Raw genomic sequence first — 23,872 nt, 5'->3', positions numbered from 1 at the left:
GATATTTTTATTTGTATCACACCAAGCTAAGCGTCTAGGTATGCCTATCAGTGTCAATGATTGCTTAACCAAATATTTTTAACTGACAAGGTGAAAACATGAAAGCCTTAATTCAACGAGTCAAGTCTGCTCATGTGGCGGTAGATGGTCAAATCATCGGTAAAATTGATGCTGGCGTGCTTGCCTATATCGGTATTGGCAAAGAAGATGATAATGAGACAGCACGCAAGCTCATTGATAAGATTTTGACCTATCGAATTTTTGAAAATACCACCGAAGCTGACAAATTGGGCAAAATGGATAAATCCGTATCTGATGTTCAAGGTGGTTTATTGCTGGTTTCGCAATTTACGCTGATGGCTAAGACGGATAAGGGTCGCCGTCCTGATTTTGCTCCTGCCATGCCACCAAGTGATGCCAAAGCATTATTTGAACAATTGGTGGATTATGCCAGATCGGTTTACCCTAATGTCCAAACTGGTGAATTTGGGGCAATGATGGCGGTCAGTAGCATCAATGATGGACCAATTAACTTTTTGTTGGAAGTGTAGTCTCTTTGGTTTGTCTCGCCCCAATTCGCTTAGCTGTCATTGTTTTGGTTGTTTGTGCTATTTATGACCGACAAAAGCAAAATCTACAGGCGGTGTTTGCCCTGTCATTAAGTGCGATAACGCCCTTGCTGAACCGCACGCATGGGTAAAGCCAAGTGTGCCATGCCCTGTGTTTATCCACAGATTATCAATCAGATTATCAGAAGTCCTGCCGTGCCAAACATTGCCCAAATAAGCACGCCCAATCAGTGGCACATTTGATGGGGTCATCGGACGCAGACCCGCCCAATAGTTCGGCTCGTCATAGTTTAGGGCATCACCAAACAGTGCTTGTACTCGCTGAGTTAGTGCCTGACAGCGAGTCGGGTCAAGGTCGGTATTATAGCCATTAAACTCTGCCGTGCCTGCCACACGCAAAACATCACGCTCATAAGTAGTAAAGCGACTCATCACCAGTTTGTATTCATCATCAATTAGACTAATCTGTGGCACTCGAGTGCCATCACGCACCGCATAAGTCGCTGAATAACCCTTAGCAGGAAAAATGGGCAGGTGTACGCCAATTGGGTCAAGTAGGCGTTTACCATAGCTTGCCAGACATATAACATAGTGGTCGCTTTGATGGGTCTGTTGGGTGATGCCTTGGCGAATTGTGATGTGGCTGACGTGTTTGTCATCTAAAGCGATGTTGTCAATGTGGGTGTCATAAAGAAAAGTTACGCCACGACTTTGACAATAGCTGGCAAGCTTATTGGTAAAAATATGGGCATTGGCAGACAGGTCGGCATCTGTATAAGTCGCTCCAACAAGGGTACTGCCCAGTGCGGACAAGGAAGGTTCTAGAGCGACCGCTTCATTGGGCGAGATGAGTGTGCGATGACAGCCTAGCGTTTGCATGCGTTTGGTGGGAGCGATGGCGGATTGGTATTCGCTGACACTGGTATAAAAATGCATGATGCCCTGCAACCGTTGTTCAAAATCTAGTGGTAGGTTTGCCATCAGCTCTTTTAGAGTGCGTCTAGAATATAGCCCCAATTTGACCATTTGCTGTAAGTTGGCATCGGCACGGCTGGCACGACATTCTTGCAAAAATCGCCAGATAAAGCGTAGCTGTTCAGCATTGGTATTTAGTCGATATAATAGCGGTGCGTTTGGTTTGCTAAGCCATTTTAGTGCTTTTATTGGAGTGTTAGGGTTTGCCCAAGGAGTTGCATGGCACACTGAAATTTGCCCTCCATTGGCAAAACTCGTCTCCATTGCAGGCTGACTTTGACGGTCAATGACTGTAACATCAAAACCCGCCTCTAACAGATACCATGCACTTGCAACGCCTGTAACGCCTGCCCCGAGTACCGTAACACTGGGTTTGGCTGTCTGATGGGCATTAGCCACGAGATACACCACCTGTGAGTGGCTTGGGCAGGTCGAGCAGTTGCCCTGCCTGGGCAACATCTGTTGGTGTACCGATGACTAGGCAGTCGTAACCGCCATCTACCGCAATGCCATTAACGATGTGTACTTTGCCGATTTTTTCGCCAGATATCACTGTGTTTGTTGTGTTGTCTAGGGTGTTAGCTGTTAGTAGCACACGGTGCAGGTATGCCTTGGGGCTGGCTTTAAAGTACAGTCGAGCGATGATTTCTTGTCCTAAGTAGCAACCTTTATCATAGTCCACTCCCCCACGCTGATGCAAGCGAAGCTCTTGGGGTTGAAACAGCCCTTGGGTAAAGGTGGTTATCCAGTAGTTGCCTGTTTTGATGCTCAAGCTTGCCCAAGCATCAAAGTCGGCACAAGATGGATTGTCATCAAAGGTTGGTAAATTGTCTATGATGGCAGGATAAATGGCGATGGGCTTGGTTGTGGTAAATTTGGAGAAGACGCCGTATTTGTTGATATGGGCAACCAAATCTTCCATACAATCAGCACCAGTGATGAGCGTAAAGGTGTCATCACTGGTGCGAGCGACCCACAGTCCAAACCTAACTCTCCCCTTGAGATCGCTGATGGCGCAAGCTTGGTATGCCTTGCTTAGCGTATCAACATTGACGGTCAGTTGACCTTGTAGGAATTTAGCAGCATCTTGACCTGCTAGGGTGATTGCTTGAAAATGTGTGGTTGTCATGGTGTTATTTCTGCGATGATGAAAATTGGAAAATATTAAAATCATGGTTTTTGTGCTTATTATTGTAGCATTTTTAGGTTAAGATTAACATTTTGTATTAACAAAAAACCGCTAAAGTCTGCTATACTAAACGATTATTTTTTTATGATGATTTAGGAATGACGATGAGCCTACCTACCTGCCCAAAATGCAATGAAGATTATACCTATGCCGATGGAGAGCTGTTGATTTGTCCAATGTGCAGCCACGAGTGGATCGCAGGGGAGTTACAAGCTGATGTACCTACCATCAAAGATGCGGTGGGTAATGTGCTTGCTGATGGCGATAGCGTAACTGTGATTAAGGATTTGAAGGTTAAAGGTTCGTCCACGCCAATTAAGGTTGGTACGAAAGTTAAATCCATTCGCCTGATTTATGATGCACCTGATGACCATGACATTGATTGTAAGGTTGATGGCTTTGGGGCGATGAAATTAAAATCATCTGTCGTAAAAAAGGCTTAATGCCTAACCATTATTTTATATCGCCTTAGAAATTCACTCGTGGAAGTTGAATCAGCCATAAGGAGACGCAATGACTCAAGTAACTGCCGACCAAATATTATTTGAAAAAGCCAAACGCCATATCCCAGGGGGGGTTAATTCTCCTGTTCGTGCCTTTACTGGTGTGGGGGGTACGCCTGTTTTTATCAGTCGTGCAAAAGGGGCGTATATCTATGACACCGAAGATAAGCCCTACATAGATTATGTTGGTTCATGGGGACCTATGATTTTGGGTCATGCTCATGATAGCGTCATTGAAGCGGTTAAGATGGCTGCTGCTGATGGCTTGTCGTTTGGTGCACCAACGCCGTTTGAGACGACAATGGCGGATTTGATTTGTGAGTTAATTCCGCACATTGAACTGATTCGCATGGTGTCATCTGGCACAGAAGCAACCATGAGTGCCATTCGTCTGGCTCGTGGCTATACAGGGCGAGATAAAATCGTTAAATTTGAAGGCTGTTATCATGGTCATTCTGATAGCCTGCTGGTAAAGGCTGGTTCTGGTATGCTAGATATTGGCGAACCGACATCAAAGGGTGTGCCTGCCGATTTTGCTAAGCATACCGTTACCTTGCCCTATAATGATGTAGTGGCATTAAAACAAGCCTTTGCAAAGTTTGGTGGCGAGTTTGCCTGCGTTATTTTAGAGCCGATTGCAGGCAATATGAACATGGTCATTCCATCTCAAGAGTTTCATGATGCCTTGCGTCAGCTGTGCGATGAGCATGGTGTGGTATTGATTTTTGATGAGGTTATGACAGGTTTTCGTGTGGGATTAAAAGGGGCAAGTCATCATTTTGGCATTACGCCTGATTTGACCACCTTTGGCAAAATCATCGGAGCAGGTCTGCCTGTTGGAGCATTCGGCGGAAAGCGTGAGATTATGGAACATATCGCCCCTTTGGGTGGAGTGTATCAAGCAGGTACGCTCTCTGGAAACCCACTTGCCATGCGTGCAGGCAAGGCGATGTTTGATGAGCTTGTTTGCCCAAACTTCTATGAAGAACTGACCGCTAAAACCAAGTATCTACTAAAGGGCTTGCAAGAAAAAGCAGACAAACATGGCGTTGTCTTTACTACTTGTTCGGTAGGCGGCATGTTTGGTATGTTCTTTAATGATACCTTGCCAAAGAATTTTAACGATGTGGCAGGTGCAAATACCAAGCGGTTTAATAAGTTTTTTCACGCCATGCTCAAGCAGGGTGTGTATCTTGCTCCATCTGCTTTTGAGGCGTCGTTCATGTCATCTGCTCATACTTATGAGGATTTGGACCGAACCATTGAATGTGCTGACAGGGCGTTTGGTGAATTGGCATCAGTTTAAGAATGAGCTACCAAGTCAAGCAGTCTGGTGGCTCATCAATGATAAAATGAGACTTATATCTGATGGATGTATGTAGAGTCTCCCTTGATTTTTTATCATCAATAACCATCAATCATTATTATAAAAAATTTTGCCCTATGCAATTTGGAAAGATTAACCATGTTAAGTAAAATTATTGGTAGTGTTATCGGTACTAAAAATGAGCGTGAACTAAAGCGTATGCGTAAGGTTGTGGCGACAATCAACGCCCTAGAGCCTAGTATTTCTGCGTTATCTGATGATGAATTACGCCAAAAAACCACCGAGTTTAAAGAGCGTCATGCTAACGGTGAAAGTTTAGACAAGCTACTACCAGAGGCGTTTGCGGTGTGTCGTGAAGCATCTAAACGAGTCAATGGTATGCGTCATTATGATGTACAGCTCATTGGTGGCATCACACTCCATGAGGGCAAAATCGCTGAGATGAAGACAGGTGAGGGTAAAACCCTGATGGGTACGCTAGCCATGTACATCAATGCCATCAGCGGTAAAGGCGTGCATGTTGTTACGGTTAATGACTACTTGGCAAGCCGTGATGCGGAGCTAAATCGCCCGTTATTTAATTTCTTGGGGTTAACGGTTGGCGTGATTTATAGTCAGCAGCCGCCACATGAGAAGTTTGACGCCTATCGTGCTGACATCACTTATGGCACAAACAACGAATACGGCTTTGATTATCTGCGTGATAACATGGTATTTAGCCTTGATGAGAAAAAGCAGCGTCCTTTGAACTACTGTATCATTGATGAGATTGATAGTATTTTGATTGATGAGGCTCGCACACCACTGATTATCTCAGGTCAGGCAGAAGATTCTGCCGAGCTGTACTCACTAATCAACACCATCGTGCCACGCTTGATACGCTCAGAAGATGAAGAGGCGAACAAGGAGAATAAAGATGGTGATTTTTGGATTGATGAGAAAAACCGTGCCATTGAGATTAGCGAAAAAGGCTACGAGAAGATAGAGAAATTTTTAATAGAGGTGGGTGAGCTTGGCGAAAAAGAAAGTTTGTATAGTCCTGCTCGCCTACCGCTATTGGCTCATGTACAAGCTGCCATCAGAGCACATCATATTTTCATCAAAAATATTCACTACATTGTCCATGAAGGTGAGGTCATCATTGTTGATGAAAATACAGGCCGTACCATGCCAGGGCGTCGTTGGAGCGAAGGTCTGCATCAAGCGGTAGAAGCCAAAGAAGGGGTTGAAATACAAGCTGAAAACCAGACGATGGCAACCACCACTTTCCAAAATTACTTCCGTCTATATGACAAACTATCAGGCATGACAGGTACGGCAGATACCGAAGCGGCAGAATTTAAGTCTACTTATGATTTGGATGTGGTCATCATTCCAACGCATCGTCCGATTGCTCGTATTGACATGGATGACCAAATTTTCTTAACCAAACTGGGCAAATATCAAGGCATCATCAAAGAGATTCAGCAAATCACTGCCAAAGGTGCTCCGGTACTGGTAGGTACGGCGACCATTGAAGCATCTGAAGAGCTATCACATCTACTTGATCAAGCAGGCATTGTCCATAATGTCTTAAATGCCAAGCAACACGAACGAGAAGCGGAAATTATCGCTCAAGCAGGCAGACCCCGTGCTGTTACCATCGCCACCAACATGGCAGGTCGTGGTACGGATATCATTTTGGGTGGCAACTGGCAAGCTCAGGTTGAAAATCTACACGAATTGACTGAGAATCAAAAAGCTGAGCTACAAGCTGACTGGCAGATTAAGAATGAGCAGGTGAAAGCAGCAGGCGGTCTGCATATCATCGGTTCAGAACGCCACGAATCTCGCCGTATTGATAACCAGTTGCGTGGTCGTGCTGGTCGTCAGGGCGACCCTGGTCAGTCAAGGTTTTTCCTATCTTTGGAAGATGACTTGATGCGTATTTTTGCAGGCGAGCGTGTGGTTAATATGTTCCGTGCGATGGGTCTAAAAGAGGATGAAGCGATTGAGCATAAGATGGTTTCTCGTTCCATTGAGGGTGCTCAGGGCAAGGTTGAGGCACGAGACTTTGATGCCAGAAAAAACCTACTCAAATACGATGATGTTGCCAATGAACAGCGTAAAGTTATTTACTCGCAGCGTGATGATTTACTTGGTCAAGCCAATCTAAAAGAATCCATCAAAGAGATGCACCATGAGGTATACAATGCTTTGATTGCACAGTTTGTGCCACCTGGCTCGGTTGATGACCAGTGGAATATTGATGGGTTAGAAGATGAGATTGAAGACGCATTTCGTTTTTATATGCCAATCAATGATTGGCTTGATGCCGACCGCCGTCTTGATGAAGAGGGTTTGCGTCAAAAAGTGGTGGAGACGGCAATCGCTCGCTATGAGGACAGAAGAGCTCAGATGGGTGAGGACAGTGCGGTTCAGCTTGAGCGTCATTTTATGCTACAAAGCCTTGACCGCCATTGGAAGGAGCATCTTACCCAGATGGATCAGTTGCGTAAGGGCATTCATCTTCGTAGTTATGCTCAAAAGAATCCAGAACAAGAGTATAAGCGTGAGTCTTTTGAGTTATTTCAATCCATGCTTGGTGCGATTAAATCAGATGTGGTGCAGGACTTGGCTCGTATCCATGTGCCAACACCAGAAGAATTGGCTGCTTTAGAAGAAGAACGCCGCCGACAAATTGAACAGATGCGAATGCAGTTTGAACACGAAGTGGCGGGTGCGAGTGATGAGACGGCACGCAATGTATCTAATGAAGGACAGCCTGTCTTTACTCAAAATATCACCTTTGTGCATACGCCTACTGCCATTGATGAAACCCAAGCAGAGCGTATGGCAGATGAAGATGTCATCATTCCGCCAAACATCAACCGTAATGCACCTTGTCCGTGTGGCAGCGGTCTAAAATATAAGCAGTGCCATGGCAAGATTTCTTAATGGGCTGTAAAAAGGGCGTTTGGAATGATGGTTACAATCTTTTTGATTACCCATAAATAGACGGGTGTTCGCCTGTCTGGTTTTTATTTTTTGATGTGCTGATTTAAATAATAAAAGCCATCTTTCCATATGGGCTGTGATATCATAAAATAGACGCCTTAGTGATGATAGCGATTGGTTTTGGAGAGGGTGATGCAAAAGTTTGTTTATGCGGTATTAAGTTTGGTGGTTATGGTGAGTGCCTGTTCAAAAACAGAAGAATCGCCGATAGAAAAAGCAGAAATGATGGAGGTTGTGCCAATGTCTGCCGAGCCTGCCGAGCCGACTGTACGACCTGCTACTGATGATGAGACTGTAGATATTGATACGAACAACCAAGCATTAACAATGACCGATCAAGATGAGATGGAGCAGGAAATCATAGAATCAGTGGATGGGGAAATCCCATCGGAGCTGATTCGGTAAGCAGTGAGATTGACTTAATAAAACCAAAAGACTGCTTGCTGTAAACCACACCCCAAAAGTTAGATGCTAAACTAACCTTTGGGGTGTTTTTACTGGCAAATACATATTAGTTTTTACCATGATGGACACCGTGAGGTAAGCTCAAATACATTTTATAACAATTTCATAGCAAAACTTGGTGATTTATGTGATGAAATTGAGTTAAGATGACAGTGTAATTCTTGCTGACAGTCTTTTTTGACTGATAGATAGATAATTTTAATTTAGACTGCTTTAAGTTTGGAATTTATCAGTGGTCTTATCAATAAATGGGAGTTTTATCATGAGTATTTTTAGTTTTGCCAAAGAAATCGGCGACAAGATTTTTAATCGTAATAAACAAGAACAAGTATCTACTGATGCTACACCAGCAACCACCGAACCAACCGCACAAGAAATTGCTAACTTGCTACTTGCTCGCATACAAGCCAATGCTAATATTAACGCCCTAAAGGTCAGCTACAATGGCGATACTGACACGGTGGTACTGACAGGTGAGGCAGCATCACAAGCCGACCGTGAAAAAGCAGTGCTAGCAGCAGGTAATGTACAGCATGTTGCACAAGTGGACGACCAGCTGACTGTGGCAACGCCAGAGCCTGAGTCTCGTTTTTATACCGTACAATCTGGCGATACACTATCTAAAATCGCCAAAGAAATGTACGGCAATGCCAATGAATACAATAAAATCTTTGAGGCAAATCGCCCACTACTTACGCATCCTGATAAAATTTATGTTGGTCAGGTGCTTCGTATTCCTGCATAAGTCGTAGATTAAAAAGACCGTTATAGAACGGTCTTTTTTATGAGTATTGTGAGCGGTTTTGATTATTGGCAGTGAGCTTGTAAGGCTTGTTCGGTTTGGGTTTTTCTGTCATGTATTTGTTTGGCAGTCATCTCGTGGCGACTGCCTTTAGCGTCAATCTCGTATATTACACCATTGGCACTAAGTGCAGCTAAGTTATCACGCAGGGTCTGGCATTGTTGCTGTTTGATGGGGTTGTGAGTGATTGGAGTCTTGTGATGAAAGTGCAGAACCTGAAAGCTACCTTGTGGCGGTAGCTGACTATAACGAGGCTCGCCATGCGTGCCAATGCTATAATAAATCGGCAGGGCGAATGTGTGCATGGACAGGCAGATAGCAAGCAGTGATAGATATCTTATCATAAGGTCTGATGAGTAACTAGATGGGTTTATTGTAGCATGATTAGCTGGGAGTATGATGAAATAGTGGGTATTCTTTGACCTTAATCTGGCATTTAAAATGGAAATCATGTATTCAATAATTGTTAAAAATAGATAAAAAAGCAGTTGGCAAAATGCTCATTTTAGGGTAATATACTCAAATTGATTTTTAATAACTTATTATTCAAGAAGTTATTTATTTTATAAACAATAGTTATTGATTGATAATTATCGAACAATTCAATAAAAGTCGGCGTAGCTCACTCAACAGCTCCGTTTGTTATCAAACCATGAACAAATTACCGTTTGCTTGTGCGTTTTTTAACATTGCTTGGACTTATCGGTCTGCAAGACAGTAGAAATTCATCCTTTCTTTGCCCTGTGGGGCTGTCTTTATATGCCTTTTGTCCTTTTGGGTCTGTATCGAGCCATGTCTATTTGGTAAATTTATCCCATGTTGGATAAAAAGGATACACCATGACATACAGTGCATTTCATGAAAATCAAGCCAAACTTGCTCGTGGCGAAACCGTTACCATGAGTGGTGGCGAGTTACTTGTACAAGCCTTGGTAGATGAAGGCGTAACACACATTTTTGGCTACCCTGGCGGGGCGGTACTGCATATCTACGATGCCCTGTTTAAGCAAGATAAAATCGAGCATATCCTAGTTCGCCATGAGCAGGCAGCAGGACATATGGCTGATGCCTATAGTCGTGTAACAGGGCGTACTGGTGTTGTGCTTGCCACATCAGGACCTGGTGTAACCAATACCGTTACCGCCATTGCCACTGCCTTTATGGATAGTATTCCGATGGTTGTTTTGGCAGGACAAGTGCCAAGCACGCTGATTGGTGATGATGCTTTCCAAGAGTGTGATATGGTCGGCATTTCTCGCCCTATTGTCAAGCACAGCTTTGTGGTGAGAGACCCAAAAGACATTCCTGCCATCATCAAAAAAGCCTTTTACCTTGCAAGCTCTGGCAGGCCCGGACCTGTGGTTGTTGATATCCCTAAAGACATGACCAATCCTGCCGATAAGTTTGATTACTTCATGCCAGAGTCGGTCAATCTGCGTTCTTATCAGCCCAACCTTAAAGGTCATGCCGGTCAAATCAAAAAGGCGGTGGATTTACTGCTATCTGCCAAACGCCCTATACTGTATTCAGGGGGTGGTGTGGTTCAAGGTGGTGCTTCTGATGAGCTTCGTGAGTTTGCCAATCTATTAAAACTACCTGTAACCAGCACCTTGATGGGGCTTGGGGCATATCCTGCCACGAGCGAGCAGTTCGTTGGTATGTTGGGTATGCACGGCACCTATGAAGCCAATATGACCATGCATCATGCTGATGTTATTGTGGCGGTAGGGGCAAGATTTGATGACCGTGTTACCAATAATGTCAAAAAATTCTGCCCAAATGCGACCATTATCCATATTGACATTGACCCAACTTCTATCTCAAAAACCATTACCGCTCATATCCCTATTGTCGGTGATGTCAAGCCTGTCTTGACAGAGATGATGAATGTCATCAAATCAAGCGACAGACGCCTTGATGAGCACGCTCTGAATGATTGGTGGAAGCAGATTGGTGAATGGCGTAAGCGTCATGGACTGCGTTACGGTGCTGACACAGACGCACCCATTCACGCCATCATGCCGCAGCGTGTGGTTGAGACGCTTTATAAACTGACAGACGGCAAGGCAATCATTACATCTGATGTTGGTCAGCATCAGATGTTCGCCGCTCTTTATTATAAATATGACGAGCCACGCCAATGGCTAAACTCTGGTGGACTTGGCACGATGGGCGTGGGCTTGCCTTATGCGATGGCGGCCAAACTTGCCCGCCCCGAAAAGACGGTAGTGTGTATCACAGGCGAAGGCTCAATCCAGATGAATATCCAAGAGCTGTCCACCTGTTTGCAGTACAATCTGCCTGTTAAGATTTTGAATTTAAATAATGCTCAGCTTGGCATGGTAAAACAGTGGCAAGATATGCTCTATGAGGCTCGCCATGCCCAAAGCTATATGCAATCGTTGCCTGATTTTGTCAAACTTGCCGAAAGTTATGGGCATAAAGGCGTCAAAATCACCAATCCTGCAACGATGGAAGCCGAGCTAAAAGCAGCCTTAGAGATGGACGGCTTGGTGTTCATTGATGTCTATGTGGATAAGGCAGAGCATGTCTATCCAATGCAAGTGGCAGGGCAATCCATGCGTGATATGTGGCTATCAAAAGGGGAGCGTACCTAATGGCACAAGTACAAAAACATCTGATTTCTGTGTTGATGGAAAACGAAGCAGGCTCGCTGTCTCGTGTGGTTGGGCTATTTAGCCAGCGCGGTTATAACATTGATACGCTCAATGTGGCGGCGACCGAAGACCGTACGCTATCACGACTAACCTTGACCACGATTACCACCGCTGATAAGATTGAGCAGATTACCAAACAACTGCACAAACTCATTGAAGTCGTTAAAGTCCAAAACCTATCTGAGGTCTCTGGTGGTAATCAGATTGAGCGTGAGCTGATGCTTATCAAAGTGCGAGCAACTGGGGCATACCGTGAAGAGGTGTATCGCACGGTGGATATATTCCGAGCCCAAATCGTGGATGTGTCCGCAAACCTTTATACCATTCTTATCACAGGCGATGCAGGCAAGTTGGACGGCTTTATTGAAGTTGTTGGGCGTGATAAAATCCTAGAAGTAGTACGCTCTGGCGTGATTGGCATTGCACGGGGCGAGCGGACGCTTTCTTTGTGATGGCAAAAGTTGTCTTAAAAGGTCATATCATCATTCCTAAAACCAATCGGCAAGTTATTTTAGATGAACTTAAAAAACATATTGACTTAACACGTCAAGAAAGAGGTTGTTTAATATTTCAAATCACACAAGACAACAGCGATGCCGATAAGTTTTGGGTTTATGAAGAATTTGTGAACAAAGAAGCCTTCGACTTTCATCAAGCTCGTGTGCGTTTGTCTGCGTGGGGCGTGGTATCTGCTGATGTAGAGCGACATTATGAGCCGTTAATCATGATAGATGATTAGTATTGATTATCTATTAAAATGATTTAAGGAGATAAAATGATTATAGAGCTTGCCAGCCTACCGCCAATGGTGCAGGCATACATCAAAGATGAAAAACAACTACAAGTCATTGTCAAAGATGAGCAGGTGCATTTAATGCCCTTACATCAATTTGTATCACAACCAACCAAAAAATCCGATTTTGCAGGGGGGGGGTTGGCACAATTTGCGAATTCTGACTTAATACCAAAAGAAGAACAAGCGGTAGAGATGGCAATCAGGAAAAAAATATGGCATTGATTGATACAAATATTTTGTTGCGTTTTTTATTGCAAGACCACGATATATTAAGCCAACAAGCCAAGCAAATCATTGATGATAATGATGTGATTTGTTTAAATGCCGTCATTTATGAAGTCATTCACGTATTACAAAGCGTTTATAAAATTGACGGAGCATTGATTGCTGATAAACTTTTGATACTATTTGAAAATGATGTGATTGAAAGTGAAAATAAGTCAGTTATCCTAAAATCCTTATCAATTTTTAAAGAAACTTCTGTGGATTGCTTGTTAATTGCTTATCGCATCATTGATAATAGCGTAATTTTTTCTTTTGATAAAAAAGTCAATAATTATCTAAACAGAATAAGTTTTTAATTAACCCACGCCCTTAAATTACGGGCATTATTTAAGGAAACTCGTATGAGCTTAAATATCTATTATGACAAAGATTGTGATTTGTCTATCATTCAAGGCAAAAAAGTTGCCATCATCGGTTATGGCTCGCAAGGTCATGCCCACGCCCTAAACCTAAAAGACAGTGGCGTTGATGTTACTGTGGGTTTGCGTGCAGGATCTGCGTCTTGGAAAAAGGCTGAGAACGCTGGTCTAAAAGTTGCCGAAACTGCCGAAGCGGTCGCTGGTGCTGATGTGGTGATGATTTTGACCCCTGATGAATTTCAGCGTCAGCTTTATAAAGAAGTGATTGAGCCAAATATCAAACAAGGTGCAACGCTTGCTTTTGCTCATGGTTTTGCCATTCACTATAACCAAGTGGAGCCTCGTGCCGACCTTGATGTGATTATGGTTGCACCAAAAGCTCCTGGTCATACCGTGCGTTCTGAATTTGTCAAAGGCGGCGGTATTCCTGATTTGATCGCTATCTGGCGTGATGTATCAGGTCAAGCCAAACAAGTGGCGTTGTCTTATGCCTCTGGCGTGGGTGGTGGTCGCTCTGGCATCATTGAAACCACCTTTAAAGATGAGACTGAGACCGACCTATTCGGTGAGCAAGCCGTTCTGTGTGGCGGTGCGGTTGAGCTTGTCAAAATGGGCTTTGAGACTCTAGTGGAAGCAGGATATGCTCCAGAGATGGCGTATTTTGAGTGCTTGCATGAACTAAAACTGATTGTAGATTTGATGTATGAAGGCGGTATTGCTGACATGAACTACTCAATCTCTAACAATGCAGAATATGGCGAGTATGTAACAGGTGTAGAGGTCATCAATGACCAATCTCGTGAAGCCATGCGTCATGCGTTGAAGCGTATCCAATCTGGCGAATACGCCAAGATGTTCATCGCTGAAGGTCAACTAAACTACCCATCAATGACCGCTCGCCGCCGTAACACTGCCGAGCATGAAATTGAAAAAACAGGTGCCAAATTGCGTGCGATGATGCCTTGGATTGGCGGTAATAAAATCATTGATAAAGAGAAAAACTAATCTTTTTTGATTGATTGACAAAACAGCTGTCCTTTAAGACGGCTGTTTTGTTTTGGTTTTTTTGATTAAAAATTCTATGTGCTGTGTTAAATTTTAATAAAATTCATGTAAAATAATGGCTTTTTGGGTGTAAATGTATGAGTAAAGGGGTGTGCGGTGTTGGTAAGTTTTGAGCAGATGTTTGTCATGGCAAGTGCTGTTGTGGCGGTGTTGGTGTGGATTGAATCAAGCTGGACCTTAAAAAATGCAGGCAAACTTCCTGAAGTGAGTGCGTTTGCCATCATCAGTCTGATCAGCTCAGCATGGTTTGCGGCATCTGGCTTGGCGTTGTTTTTCTTGGAGCTGGACAACCTGCAAATGAGCGTGGCGGCTGTTTATGGTCTGCACTGTGTGGCAGGTTGGTTTTATAGTGCCAAACTCATCTCGGCAACGGATATTGATGACCCTAGGGATTTGGTTATTCCTGAAAAGTATCTTAATTTTAGCCGTTCATTTGCATTGGTTTTTTTGGCGTTGTGCATCTTTGTGCTTTTGGTGCCAAAACTGCCCATTGCCACCGCCTTTGGTTACAAATAAATATGCAATCGGTAAAAATAATCCCCAATTTCCCCGCAGAATCTGCTATAATTAAATTTGACTTCGGTCGTGGTATTTATGTATCTTTGTTTTTACCAAACGCTTAGGCGAGTGTTAAAACGACTTTGAAACTTGCGGACAAGTGGGTTTTAGGGCGTATTTGAACCATCTGTGAACTTGTTGAACTTAGTGATAGCTTGATTTATTGTATTGGTTGAGTAAGCGTCTTTCTACATTTAGGCTTATTTTGCAGTTTTGGCAACATAAATATTTATTTTCGGTAATTTTGCCATTTTCAATCATATATAGGAAAGTTCTCATGTCAAACAAAGTTCAAGGCACAGTAAAGTGGTTCAATGAAGCCAAAGGTTTTGGTTTTATTGCCCAAGACAATGGCGGTCAAGATGTTTTCGCTCATTACAGTGCTATTGTAGACAGCGGTTTTAAAACCCTAGCTGAAGGTCAAAAAGTTGCTTTCATTCTAGGCGAAGGCAAAAAAGGTCTGCAAGCTGAAGAGATTAAAAAACTTTAATCTTATAAAGTAATCTTTATAAAACACCCAAATATTTTTTGGGTGTTTTTTTATGGATATTGTTTGCGAGTGATTTTTGGTATGGAGATTTTATGTGTTGGTATTGCTTGATGGCTATGGGACGGCTTTAGGTGCTAAGATGTATTTGGGGCTATCTTGGCGATTGGTGCTTTAAGAGATGATGGCGTAAGAGACAATAAGACAAGAAATAATAAGATAAAAATCTTGGTGCGTCATTTATGAATCATGACCGCCCATTCACACGAACAATTTGACCAAAAATTATAAATTTTAGATAATCTGTCATGGCACAAAGCTAATAAATGTGATATATTCTTAGCAGTTATCATTTCTTAAACGACTAAAAACGGAGTGAACCATGAAGGTATTAGTTGCTGTAAAGCGTGTGGTTGACCACAATGTGAAAGTACGAGTTAAGGCAGATGAATCAGGTGTGGAATTGACCAATGCCAAGATGAGTATTAACCCATTTTGTGAAATCGCCATTGAAGAGGCGGTGTGCCTAAAAGAAAAAGGCATTGCAACAGAAATCATCGCCGTGTCTATTGGGGCAACTCAATCTCAAGAACAGCTTCGCTCGGCATTGGCACTGGGTGCAGATCGTGGCATATTGGTTGAGACTGATGCCAAGACCTATCCGCTACAAGTCGCCAAAATCCTAAAAGGTGTGGCGGAGTCTGAAGGTGCAAGCATCATTTTGTTGGGTAAACAAGCCATTGATGATGACAACAATCAAACAGGTCAAATGCTGTCGGCACTTATGAATGCTTCTCAAGGTACTTTTGCTTCAGAGGTGGTGGTGAATGGCGATAAAGTAACGGTAACTCGTGAGATTGATGGAGGATTGCAGACGGTTGAGCTGTCTTTGCCTGCCATCATCACAACTGACCTGCGTCTAAACGAACCTCGTTTCCCAAAACTGCCAAACATCATGGCGGCCAAGAAAAAACCTTTGGATATCAAAACGCCTGCTGACTTTGGGGTGGACATGAGTTCAAAATTAAGCACTCTAAAAGTAGTAGCTCCTGCTGAGCGTAGTGCAGGCGTGAAGGTGGCGAGTGTTGATGAGCTGATTGATAAACTTAAAAATGAAGCCAAAGTCATCTAAGATGGCGTATGATTATCACAAAGTCGGTCAAAAAAGGATAAAAATATGAGTATATTAGTCTATGCTGAACATGATAATAATGAACTAAAATCTGCAACCTTATCGGCCATCACGGCAGCTGGTCAAATTGATGCTGATGTGCATGTTTTGGTGGCAGGTGCAAACGCACAAGCTGTCGCTGATGCCGCCACTCAAGTGGCAGGCGTGAGCAAGGTGCTTTTGGCGGACAACCCTGCTTTTACTCATCAACTGGCTGAGAACATTGCACCATTGGTGGTAGAGCTATCAGGTGTGTATAGCCACATCATCGCCCCTGCAACCACAACAGGCAAAAACTTTTTGCCACGCACGGCAGCCCTTTTAGATGTCAGTATGGTATCAGACATCACGGCGGTCATTGATGCCAAAACCTTTGAACGCCCAATTTATGCAGGCAATGCCATCGCGACTGTACGAAGTGAAGAAGAGAAGATTGTCCTAACTGTGCGTACAACTGCCTTTGATGCCGCTGCTACCACTGGCGGTAGTGCAAGCATTGAGAATGTCGGTGTTGGCAATGATGCAGGCAAATCGCTATTCATTAAAGAAGAGCTTGCCAAATCCGACCGACCAGAGTTAACCTCGGCAGATATCGTGGTATCTGGTGGTCGTGCCTTAGCAAGTGGTGAGAACTTTACCAAATATATCGAGCCACTGGCGGATAAATTGGGTGCGGCAGTGGGTGCAAGCCGTGCAGCGGTAGATGCAGGATTTGTACCAAACGATCTACAGGTTGGTCAAACAGGCAAAATCGTTGCACCCAATCTATACATCGCTGCAGGTATCTCAGGTGCGATTCAGCACTTGGCAGGCATGAAAGACTCTAAGGTCATCGTGGCGATCAATAATGATCCAGAAGCACCGATTGCTCAAGTAGCGGATTATTTCTTGGAAGCTGATATTTTTACTGCACTGCCAGAGCTGACTGAGAAGCTATAAACCGAGAAGTTACAATAAGCTAAAAATGCCAAGCCATTAAGATGTTAGATCATCAATATGGCACGCATGAATCAGTAACAAAAATCCCTATCTTGGATGATGGGGATTTTTTTGGTTAGTCGTTAGGTATGGTCAAAAATACTAATTCTGGACGATTAAAGATTCTGGGGATAAAGCGTGTGGATTTTGTGGCAAGTCCACGACTGACGATGAACTGGCTGTGTTGGCTGTAAGATTGGCTGTTGTCAAAGTGATATTCACCGCCTGCGTATTTTGGAAACAAGCCTTGATTTGGGGCGAATAAGCCATTTAGCACATAAGGAATACGCCATTGACCACCGTGTGCATGACCGCTAACGATAAAATCAAAGGGGTACTGTAGATAGCTATCAATATATTCAGGGCGATGAGCGAGTAGGATATTGATGTTGCTTGGATTGGCAGACTGTCCAACCGTGCGTAAGTCTTGATGAAATTTTTCTATCAGAACAGGGTCTGATACGCCATGAATGCGTAAATTACTGGCTTTGCCATCAATCGGCACAACCGCACTTTCACCGTGTAGAATCTTAATGCCGTAGCGTTGGATTTTTTGTTCTATCTTGGCATACTCGCTAGCTGGCAGATATAGCTCGTGATTGCCATTGACATAGTACACATTCGGTGTGATGGCGGTGAGCTGACTAAGCAGAGTATCGGTGTGCGTTTGTGGCATTTGATCATCATAAATATCGCCACCCAATAAAATCATCTCAGGGCGTCTGTCTTTTAGTGGTTTAATCAACTCAATCTGCCCATCGCCATAAAAATTACCATGTAAGTCGGTGATGATGGCGACGGTGATGCTCTGATCATCTGGCGTGCCTTGATGAGCGTGGTATTCTTTGATGATGAGTCTATCATCGATGGCGATGAGTGTGATGACGGCTAAGATAACAAAGCTCATCAGTAATCTTGGGGTTAGTCTGTATTTCATGATGTTTTATGATGAGATGGGTGGCTTGGCAAACTGACGCTGACGCAGTATCTCATACAGGCATACACTGCCTGCTACGCCGACATTTAGGCTTTCTTGTCCGTATTGGGGTAGGGTGAGAGGGGTGGCACTCTCTAGTAGTAGCCTGTCCACGCCAGAACCTTCATGCCCCATGATTAGTGCCAACGGCTGGGTCAAGTCTTTATGGTAGATCAGTCCATCTGCGTGCGAGGTCGTGGCGTATAATGGCACTTTGACGAACTCAAAAATCTCATCAATACTCACATTGTCATAGATATCTAAGCTAAAATTCGCCCCCATACCGGCCCTAAGCGTCTTAGGATTATAGGTGTGGGCTGTGCCTGTGGTGCAGATTACAGTATCAAAACCTGTGGCACTGGCTGTTCTAAGTAGTGTGCCTAGATTGCCTGTGTCTTGAATGCCATTGATGATCAAACAGTCTTTGATTATCTTTTGGTGTAGTGTCAAATTTGGTATCGTGATGACCGCCATGATTGGCAAGCACTCGCCTAGCGTGCGGATGTTTTTATATAGAGTGTCGCTGATGATGACAGGCTGTTTATTGAGTCTGCTTATCAAATCTTGGATTTCGGCATTTGCCAAACCGCTTTCGCTGATGATTGTGGTGATGGGTGTTTTATTTGCTTTTAGGTAAGCGTCTAATAAATGCACTCCTTCAATGACCGTTTGAGCTAATTTTTTGCGTTTTTTTGGGTCGGTGAGTAGGGTGTGGGCGGTTTTGATTAGGGGGTTGTCTTTACTTGTGATTAAGTTCATTGTGATGACCATTTTTGAAAAAATAAAAACCGACAAATTGATGGTTTTTATTTGTATGAAGTTGATTGCAATTATGCAGGCTCACCATTTGCCAAAATTCCTGCCTGATCGTGTAGTGCCTTGACATACGACACTTCTTCTTTTGCACCCAGTACCACAGGGATACGCTGATGGATACTGGTAGGCGTGATGTCCATGATACGCTGTACACCATCTCTACTGGCACCGCCTGCTTGTTCTATGATGAAGCTCATGGGGTTGGCTTCGTACATGAGACGAAGTTTGCCAGCTTTGCCGGCAATCTTGGTATCAAATGGATACATAAATACCCCGCCACGCATCAAGATGCGATGCACATCGGCAATCATCGCTGCCACCCAACGCATATTATAATCTTTGTTGCGTACACCTGCATCGCCTTGAGTTAGCTCTTCAATGTACTGTGCAATGGGCGGTAGCCAATATCGGCGATTAGAAGCGTTGATGGCGTATTCGGCGGTATGTACGCTGATTTGGACATCATCGTTAATGAGTATGTAGCTTTGGGTGGCAGGGTCTAGGCTAAACATCGCCACACCTGACCCAAAAGTTACTGCTAGCATGGTGGAAGTGCCATAGATAAAGTAGCCAGAGGCGACTTGGTGTTTGCCTGCTTGTAAAAAGTCTGTCTCTACTGCTTGTTGTCCTTGATTATGATAAGGCAAGATAGAAAAAATCGTACCAACAGTCATGTTGATATCAATATTGCTTGAGCCATCTAGCGGATCAAAAGCGACTAATAGTGTGCCACCAGCATTGGCAGGGCTAATCTCGTCAAGCTCTTCACTTGCCACACCTGCACAGTTGGGGTTGGCAAGTAGGGCATCGAGCAGTAGATCGTTAGAGATGACATCAAGTTTTTTTTGGGTTTCGCCCTGCACATTCATGGCATCTGCTTCGCCATGAATACCCGCCAATGCCCCTTTATCAAGCAGGTGGCTGATGGCGATACTGGCTTTAGCAAGCGTAGTCATGGTGCTAGCAATCGCTGAAGTGGTGTGGGTTTCTAGGTATTGGGCAAGGGTGGCCATGTAGTGTCCTTTATATAGATACATCAGTATAAATGCTCACAAGCATTCGCTTATGAAAGACTGGATATTTGTTATGTTTAGGGTTGGTCTTAGTTGGACAATCAGGTTGTTTGAATGTGATTATTTTAACATGATTTGGCAGGCTTTGGCTAATGTTTCAAGGTTTTTATCCAGTCAGTCAAGCCAAACACGGATACCAATTAGGCAAGGATAAAAACTAAGCTAAAAAACTAAGCCTTGTTAGTCAAGCAATCTAGTTCTTAGCCTTAGTTTTGCGACCTAACCTTTAATGTGCCATCTAAGATTGTGAGGTGCGGTTCATGGGTGTGGTTTATTGATGTGCAATCATTTTAAGTTTTTGCTAAATGTATAATAACATCTTGTTGGTTGTAAAGATAAAATACAAATGGACTGTGTTCTAGATGTTAGTCTAGCCAAAGACCTATAAGTGGTAATCTGTGAGAAGTGCCACACTATGTGAGCCGATAAGTACTTGGAGAGACGCCATAGTGTGCCTTAAATGCACGATTAAAATGTGTCTGTGAGCCAAAACCTGTCTCAATGGCAATTTGTAAGACCGACTGCTGACTGGTACGCAAAAGCTTTGCGGCATATTCAAGACGCATGGTTTTGACAAAGGTATGTGGTGCTACTCCCAATGTTTTTTGAAATAGCCTAACGAGTGTTGAGCGAGATAAATGCAATTGTTCGCACATTGCAGATATACTAAAATCATCGTCAGGTTTGCTAGCAATCTTTGCAATCAATTCTGATAATCTAGGATGCTGATATGCCCTTAATACACCGCCTAGTTTTTCGGCAGGCAAGGCACGCAAAACATATACGAGTATTGACTGAGCTAAATTATCAACCAAAAACGCATTACCCATTTGCTTGGGATTTTGAGATTCGTCAATCATCAATGCTACTAACGGATGTAGCGTTTGTTCATTTAAAGTTACAATAAAAAAATCTGGCAGGCTTGCCAATAAGGTACTGTGCTTATCTGCATAAAAGTTTAAGCAAAGCATTGTACAATCGGTCTGATTGCTAATTTGATTGACCAAAAACGCCCCTGACATACTTTGAATGGCACAAGTGGTATCAACCAAACGATGCGTACCAGTATTGACATTTTGTATGCAGTGGTTTATTCCACAAAATAAGGCGATATCACCAGCTTTTAAGATATAAGTTTTGTTTTTTACCACAAGCTGTACTGTGCCTTTGGTTACGATGTGTAGCATGGTTTGCCCTGCTGTGGGCTGTTGTTCTATTTGCCACTCACCCCCCAAACGACAATCTATATGTACGCCTGCATGAAGTTGTGCCAGCGTTAATAAGCTATCTAACATAAACCTTCCTAATGAATTAATTGTACTATTTTTTGAAACAAAAAGATAAGTACAACAAATAAATATCTTTATAATAGCACCATCGCAACGCAATTATACTTTAATATTGCGACCAATCAAAAACTAATTTTTAATAAAGGAGACTGCCCATGTCTTTTGCTGACTGGAAACACATCACCAACCACACCAAACAATCTTTTGGCAAACTGGGTAAAACCAACCCAAAAATGCTAGAAGCCTATCAGGCTTTAGATAGTGCAGCTGCCGCTGAAGCTCTGGACGAAAAAACTCGTGAGCTCATCGCAATCGCTGTTGCCATAACCACTCGTTGTGAAAGCTGTATTGGTGTACACGCTCAAAAAGCTCTAGCTGCAGGAGCAACTGATTCGGAAATTGCAGGGGCATTGGCAACAGCCATCTCATTGAATGCAGGTGCTGCTTATGCTTATTCACTGCGAGCCTTAGAAGCGATAGAATCCCACAAATAAGATGTCTTGTCATTGATTGTTTTTTATCAACATTGTTTAATTTAAAAAGTAGTTATTTTAGAGGTAGTCATGCAAAATACAGACATCAACCAATCGCAATTACCAGATGATGGAGCAAAAATTGATCAAAACCGCCGTGATGCGTTGGGTTTTGGTACAGTCGCAATGGCAGCTGGTGTGATGGGTGCATTGGGTATTGGTGGTCATGCTCACGCCAAAACAGCTGCGACAATAGTGGCCGACCCTTATGCTGAACCAAAGCAGTATGGGCTAGAGCGATCTGGTATGACCATCAATCCTAAGCGAGTGGCTTTGGTGGTTGTGGACCCACAAAATGATTTTTTGAGCCCAAATGGTGTCATGTGGGAAGTCTTAAAAGACAGTATCCAACAAAACAACACCGTAGAAAATATTGAAGCTCTGTTTCAGGCTGCAAAAAAGGTTGATATGCCTGTCTTTGTTTCGCCACACTACTATTACCCCACCGACCATCAGTGGCAGTTTATGGCACCGGGCGAAAATTTTATGCACACAACCAATATGTTTGCTCGCAAAGGTGCTTATACCATGGAAGGTTTTGAAGGTTCTGGTGCTGATTTTGTTGAGCGCTATAAAAAATATATCTATGACGGCAAAACTGTCATCGCATCGCCACACAAAATTTTTGGTCCAGAGACTAATGATGTGGTGTTGCAATTACGCAAGCATAAAATTGACCAAGTCATTTTGGCGGGCATGGCAGCAAATTTATGCATTGAATCGCATTTGCGTGAACTTGTAGAGCAGGGTTTTGAGGTCGCTGTTGTTAAAGATGCTACCGCAGGACCACGCATTCCTGAAGGTGATGGTTATTTGGCGGCATTAATTAATTATCGTATTATTGCCAACGACCTTTGGACAACCAAAGAAGCTGTTGCCAAAATGGGTGCATGATATTCTTTTATCAAAAACGCACAAATCTTTTTGTGCGTTTTTGTTTTTGGGTTATTGGCTAATAAAGAGAAGTGTATGCACACCAATCATGGGTTTTTTGATAAGTTATTGCTACCACCTATCGCTTTTTTTGGCATACCAATGGGTCTAGGGGCGTTAAGTATTGCGTGGTATCGTGCCGAAAATGTATTTTTGGTTAGTCATTATGTTAGCGCTGCATTAGGTTTGGGGGCGTTTGCCATTTGGCTGTTTTTATTCATTTTATATGTTTGCAAAGCAGTTTCTTCTCCCAAGTATTTTTTGGGTGAATTGCATTATTCAGCACGATTGTCATTGCCAGTGCTGATACTAATTGGTGCAATGGTTGTGGGTGAAATTTGGGTTTTATGGGGATATGTTAATATTGGTCAAGCGTTTATTATTGCTTCAATTCTACTACAGCTAAGCTACAATGTTTGGCAGATTGGCTCTTTATGGCGTGGCGATACATTTACTCAAAATACCACACTGCCACATTTTTATTTGCCCACCATTGCAGGTAATTTTATTAGTGCTAACGCATTAGCATTACTGGGTTACAAGGATTTGGCATTGCTATTTTTTGGTGCAGGTATGTTTGCATGGATGATGTTTGAGCCTGTGCTATTGCAACATATTCGCACTCAAAGTGTTGTGAAAGAATTGCGTGCTACTTTTGGTATTATTTTGGCCCCTGCTTTTGTAGGAGCAAGTGCCTACATATCGGTGGTGGGCACGGTAGATATTTTTGTAAAAATGTTGTTTGGTTACGGTATTTTGCAGTTGTTGTTTTTGTTGCGATTATTACCATGGATTGCTAAAGGAGGTGTAGGACCAAGTTTTTGGAGTTTTTCATTTGGTTTGGCATCTATGGCTAATGTCTCGGTATTGCTTTATCAGCACCAAAGTTTGTATTTTCTTGATATGGTATTATTTGCATTTGCCAATATGGTTATATTAATACTGATGGGAATTAGCATCAGGGCGTATCGGTAATTTATAAAAAAAGGTCTGTAAATTTGACCGGTAAATCTGGTAATCTGGTAATCTGGTAATCTGGTAATCTGGT

The 23,872-nt window shown here is 43.2% G+C and carries 26 protein-coding genes; 19 read left to right on the top strand and 7 right to left on the bottom strand.

Going from position 1 to position 23,872, the window contains the following annotated elements:
• Nucleotides 1-98: 98 nt before the first annotated feature.
• A complete protein-coding gene (gene dtd / locus ACERC6_RS04900; protein WP_373628001.1) occupies nt 99-551 on the top strand; it encodes a D-aminoacyl-tRNA deacylase in 453 nt (150 codons plus the stop codon).
• 57 nt (nt 552-608) lie between these two features.
• On the opposite strand, the gene ACERC6_RS04895 is transcribed toward dtd, so the two are convergent.
• Both ACERC6_RS04895 and ACERC6_RS04890 read right to left on the bottom strand, forming a co-directional pair.
• Nucleotides 609-2,003: a D-amino acid dehydrogenase gene (locus ACERC6_RS04895; protein ID WP_373628000.1), complete on the bottom strand. Its 1,395-nt coding sequence runs from the start codon at nt 2,001-2,003 to the stop codon at nt 609-611.
• Nucleotides 1,936-2,673: a folate-binding protein YgfZ gene (locus tag ACERC6_RS04890; RefSeq protein WP_373630507.1), complete on the bottom strand. Its 738-nt coding sequence runs from the start codon at nt 2,671-2,673 to the stop codon at nt 1,936-1,938. Before ACERC6_RS04890 ends, ACERC6_RS04895 begins: the two co-directional genes overlap by 68 nt.
• Before the next feature lie 164 nt (nt 2,674-2,837).
• Between ACERC6_RS04890 and ACERC6_RS04885 the strand changes: the two genes are divergently transcribed.
• From ACERC6_RS04885 to lysM, 5 genes are all read left to right on the top strand, one after another.
• Nucleotides 2,838-3,176, top strand: coding sequence for a zinc ribbon domain-containing protein YjdM (locus tag ACERC6_RS04885; RefSeq protein ID WP_284673849.1), 339 nt, complete (start codon nt 2,838-2,840; stop codon nt 3,174-3,176).
• Nucleotides 3,177-3,246: 70 nt separating this feature from the next.
• Nucleotides 3,247-4,542, top strand: a complete 1,296-nt coding sequence (hemL, locus tag ACERC6_RS04880) for a glutamate-1-semialdehyde 2,1-aminomutase (RefSeq protein ID WP_373627998.1) — start codon at nt 3,247-3,249, stop codon at nt 4,540-4,542.
• A gap of 159 nt (nt 4,543-4,701) precedes the next feature.
• A complete protein-coding gene (gene secA / locus ACERC6_RS04875) occupies nt 4,702-7,500 on the top strand; it encodes a preprotein translocase subunit SecA (protein ID WP_373627997.1) in 2,799 nt (932 codons plus the stop codon).
• A 192-nt stretch (nt 7,501-7,692) separates the two neighbouring features.
• Nucleotides 7,693-7,965 carry a hypothetical protein gene (locus ACERC6_RS04870; RefSeq protein ID WP_284673852.1) on the top strand — a complete coding sequence of 91 codons (273 nt, stop codon included), beginning with the start codon at nt 7,693-7,695 and terminating at the stop codon, nt 7,963-7,965.
• Between the two features lie 322 nt (nt 7,966-8,287).
• Entirely contained in the window at nt 8,288-8,770 is a 483-nt protein-coding gene (gene lysM / locus ACERC6_RS04865) for a peptidoglycan-binding protein LysM (RefSeq protein ID WP_373627996.1), read from the top strand.
• A 62-nt stretch (nt 8,771-8,832) separates the two neighbouring features.
• Here lysM and ACERC6_RS04860 read toward each other — a convergent pair whose 3' ends face one another.
• A complete protein-coding gene (locus ACERC6_RS04860) occupies nt 8,833-9,171 on the bottom strand; it encodes a hypothetical protein (RefSeq protein WP_373627995.1) in 339 nt (112 codons plus the stop codon).
• 495 nt (nt 9,172-9,666) lie between these two features.
• On the opposite strand from ACERC6_RS04860, the gene ACERC6_RS04855 reads away from it, so the two are divergent.
• From ACERC6_RS04855 to ACERC6_RS04810, 10 genes are all read left to right on the top strand, one after another.
• A complete protein-coding gene (locus ACERC6_RS04855) occupies nt 9,667-11,445 on the top strand; it encodes an acetolactate synthase 3 large subunit (RefSeq protein ID WP_373627994.1) in 1,779 nt (592 codons plus the stop codon).
• Nucleotides 11,445-11,957: an acetolactate synthase small subunit gene (gene ilvN, locus ACERC6_RS04850; RefSeq protein ID WP_373627993.1), complete on the top strand. Its 513-nt coding sequence runs from the start codon at nt 11,445-11,447 to the stop codon at nt 11,955-11,957. The genes ACERC6_RS04855 and ilvN overlap by 1 nt, the downstream gene beginning before the upstream one ends.
• Nucleotides 11,957-12,244: a putative quinol monooxygenase gene (locus tag ACERC6_RS04845; protein ID WP_373627992.1), complete on the top strand. Its 288-nt coding sequence runs from the start codon at nt 11,957-11,959 to the stop codon at nt 12,242-12,244. The genes ilvN and ACERC6_RS04845 overlap by 1 nt, the downstream gene beginning before the upstream one ends.
• A gap of 36 nt (nt 12,245-12,280) precedes the next feature.
• Nucleotides 12,281-12,523, top strand: a complete 243-nt coding sequence (locus ACERC6_RS04840; protein WP_373627991.1) for a hypothetical protein — start codon at nt 12,281-12,283, stop codon at nt 12,521-12,523.
• On the top strand, nt 12,514-12,882 hold the full coding sequence (locus tag ACERC6_RS04835) for a PIN domain-containing protein (protein ID WP_373627990.1): 369 nt from the start codon (nt 12,514-12,516) through the stop codon (nt 12,880-12,882). The genes ACERC6_RS04840 and ACERC6_RS04835 overlap by 10 nt, the downstream gene beginning before the upstream one ends.
• Nucleotides 12,883-12,927: 45 nt before the next feature.
• Nucleotides 12,928-13,950, top strand: coding sequence for a ketol-acid reductoisomerase (gene ilvC, locus ACERC6_RS04830; RefSeq protein WP_373627989.1), 1,023 nt, complete (start codon nt 12,928-12,930; stop codon nt 13,948-13,950).
• A gap of 156 nt (nt 13,951-14,106) precedes the next feature.
• Nucleotides 14,107-14,526: a hypothetical protein gene (locus ACERC6_RS04825; protein WP_373627988.1), complete on the top strand. Its 420-nt coding sequence runs from the start codon at nt 14,107-14,109 to the stop codon at nt 14,524-14,526.
• A 319-nt stretch (nt 14,527-14,845) separates the two neighbouring features.
• A complete protein-coding gene (locus ACERC6_RS04820) occupies nt 14,846-15,058 on the top strand; it encodes a cold-shock protein (RefSeq protein WP_284673859.1) in 213 nt (70 codons plus the stop codon).
• Nucleotides 15,059-15,437: 379 nt separating this feature from the next.
• On the top strand, nt 15,438-16,187 hold the full coding sequence (locus ACERC6_RS04815; RefSeq protein ID WP_373627987.1) for an electron transfer flavoprotein subunit beta/FixA family protein: 750 nt from the start codon (nt 15,438-15,440) through the stop codon (nt 16,185-16,187).
• Between the two features lie 45 nt (nt 16,188-16,232).
• A complete protein-coding gene (locus tag ACERC6_RS04810) occupies nt 16,233-17,165 on the top strand; it encodes an FAD-binding protein (RefSeq protein ID WP_373627986.1) in 933 nt (310 codons plus the stop codon).
• 115 nt (nt 17,166-17,280) lie between these two features.
• Here ACERC6_RS04810 and ACERC6_RS04805 read toward each other — a convergent pair whose 3' ends face one another.
• The 4 genes from ACERC6_RS04805 to ACERC6_RS04790 all read right to left on the bottom strand — a co-directional run bounded on the left by ACERC6_RS04805 (nt 17,281) and on the right by ACERC6_RS04790 (nt 21,364).
• The gene (locus ACERC6_RS04805) at nt 17,281-18,141 is read right to left on the bottom strand and encodes a metallophosphoesterase (RefSeq protein WP_284673862.1); all 861 of its coding nucleotides are present in this window, start codon (nt 18,139-18,141) and stop codon (nt 17,281-17,283) included.
• A gap of 6 nt (nt 18,142-18,147) precedes the next feature.
• Complete coding sequence (locus ACERC6_RS04800) at nt 18,148-18,939, bottom strand: TrmH family RNA methyltransferase (RefSeq protein ID WP_373627985.1); 792 nt, start codon at nt 18,937-18,939, stop codon at nt 18,148-18,150.
• A 71-nt stretch (nt 18,940-19,010) separates the two neighbouring features.
• Entirely contained in the window at nt 19,011-20,009 is a 999-nt protein-coding gene (locus tag ACERC6_RS04795; protein ID WP_284673864.1) for a class 1 fructose-bisphosphatase, read from the bottom strand.
• Between the two features lie 473 nt (nt 20,010-20,482).
• Nucleotides 20,483-21,364, bottom strand: coding sequence for a helix-turn-helix domain-containing protein (locus ACERC6_RS04790; RefSeq protein WP_373627984.1), 882 nt, complete (start codon nt 21,362-21,364; stop codon nt 20,483-20,485).
• A gap of 149 nt (nt 21,365-21,513) precedes the next feature.
• Here ACERC6_RS04790 and ACERC6_RS04785 point away from each other — a divergent pair, with 149 nt between their 5' ends.
• The 3 genes from ACERC6_RS04785 (at nt 21,514) to ACERC6_RS04775 (ending at nt 23,799) form a co-directional block, all read left to right on the top strand.
• On the top strand, nt 21,514-21,852 hold the full coding sequence (locus tag ACERC6_RS04785) for a carboxymuconolactone decarboxylase family protein (RefSeq protein WP_373627982.1): 339 nt from the start codon (nt 21,514-21,516) through the stop codon (nt 21,850-21,852).
• A gap of 69 nt (nt 21,853-21,921) precedes the next feature.
• Entirely contained in the window at nt 21,922-22,785 is an 864-nt protein-coding gene (locus ACERC6_RS04780; protein WP_284673867.1) for a cysteine hydrolase, read from the top strand.
• Between the two features lie 75 nt (nt 22,786-22,860).
• Nucleotides 22,861-23,799 (top strand): dicarboxylate transporter/tellurite-resistance protein TehA, encoded by a 939-nt coding sequence (locus ACERC6_RS04775; protein WP_373627981.1) that lies wholly within the window; start codon nt 22,861-22,863, stop codon nt 23,797-23,799.
• Nucleotides 23,800-23,872 lie beyond the last annotated feature (73 nt).

Origin of the sequence: Moraxella sp. E33BD (assembly GCF_041807865.1) — a bacterium.
In the GTDB taxonomy this organism is placed as follows: domain Bacteria; phylum Pseudomonadota; class Gammaproteobacteria; order Pseudomonadales; family Moraxellaceae; genus Moraxella; species Moraxella haemolytica.
The sequence above is the reverse complement of the archived record's forward strand: the minus strand, read 5'-3'. Positions and strand labels throughout refer to the sequence as shown.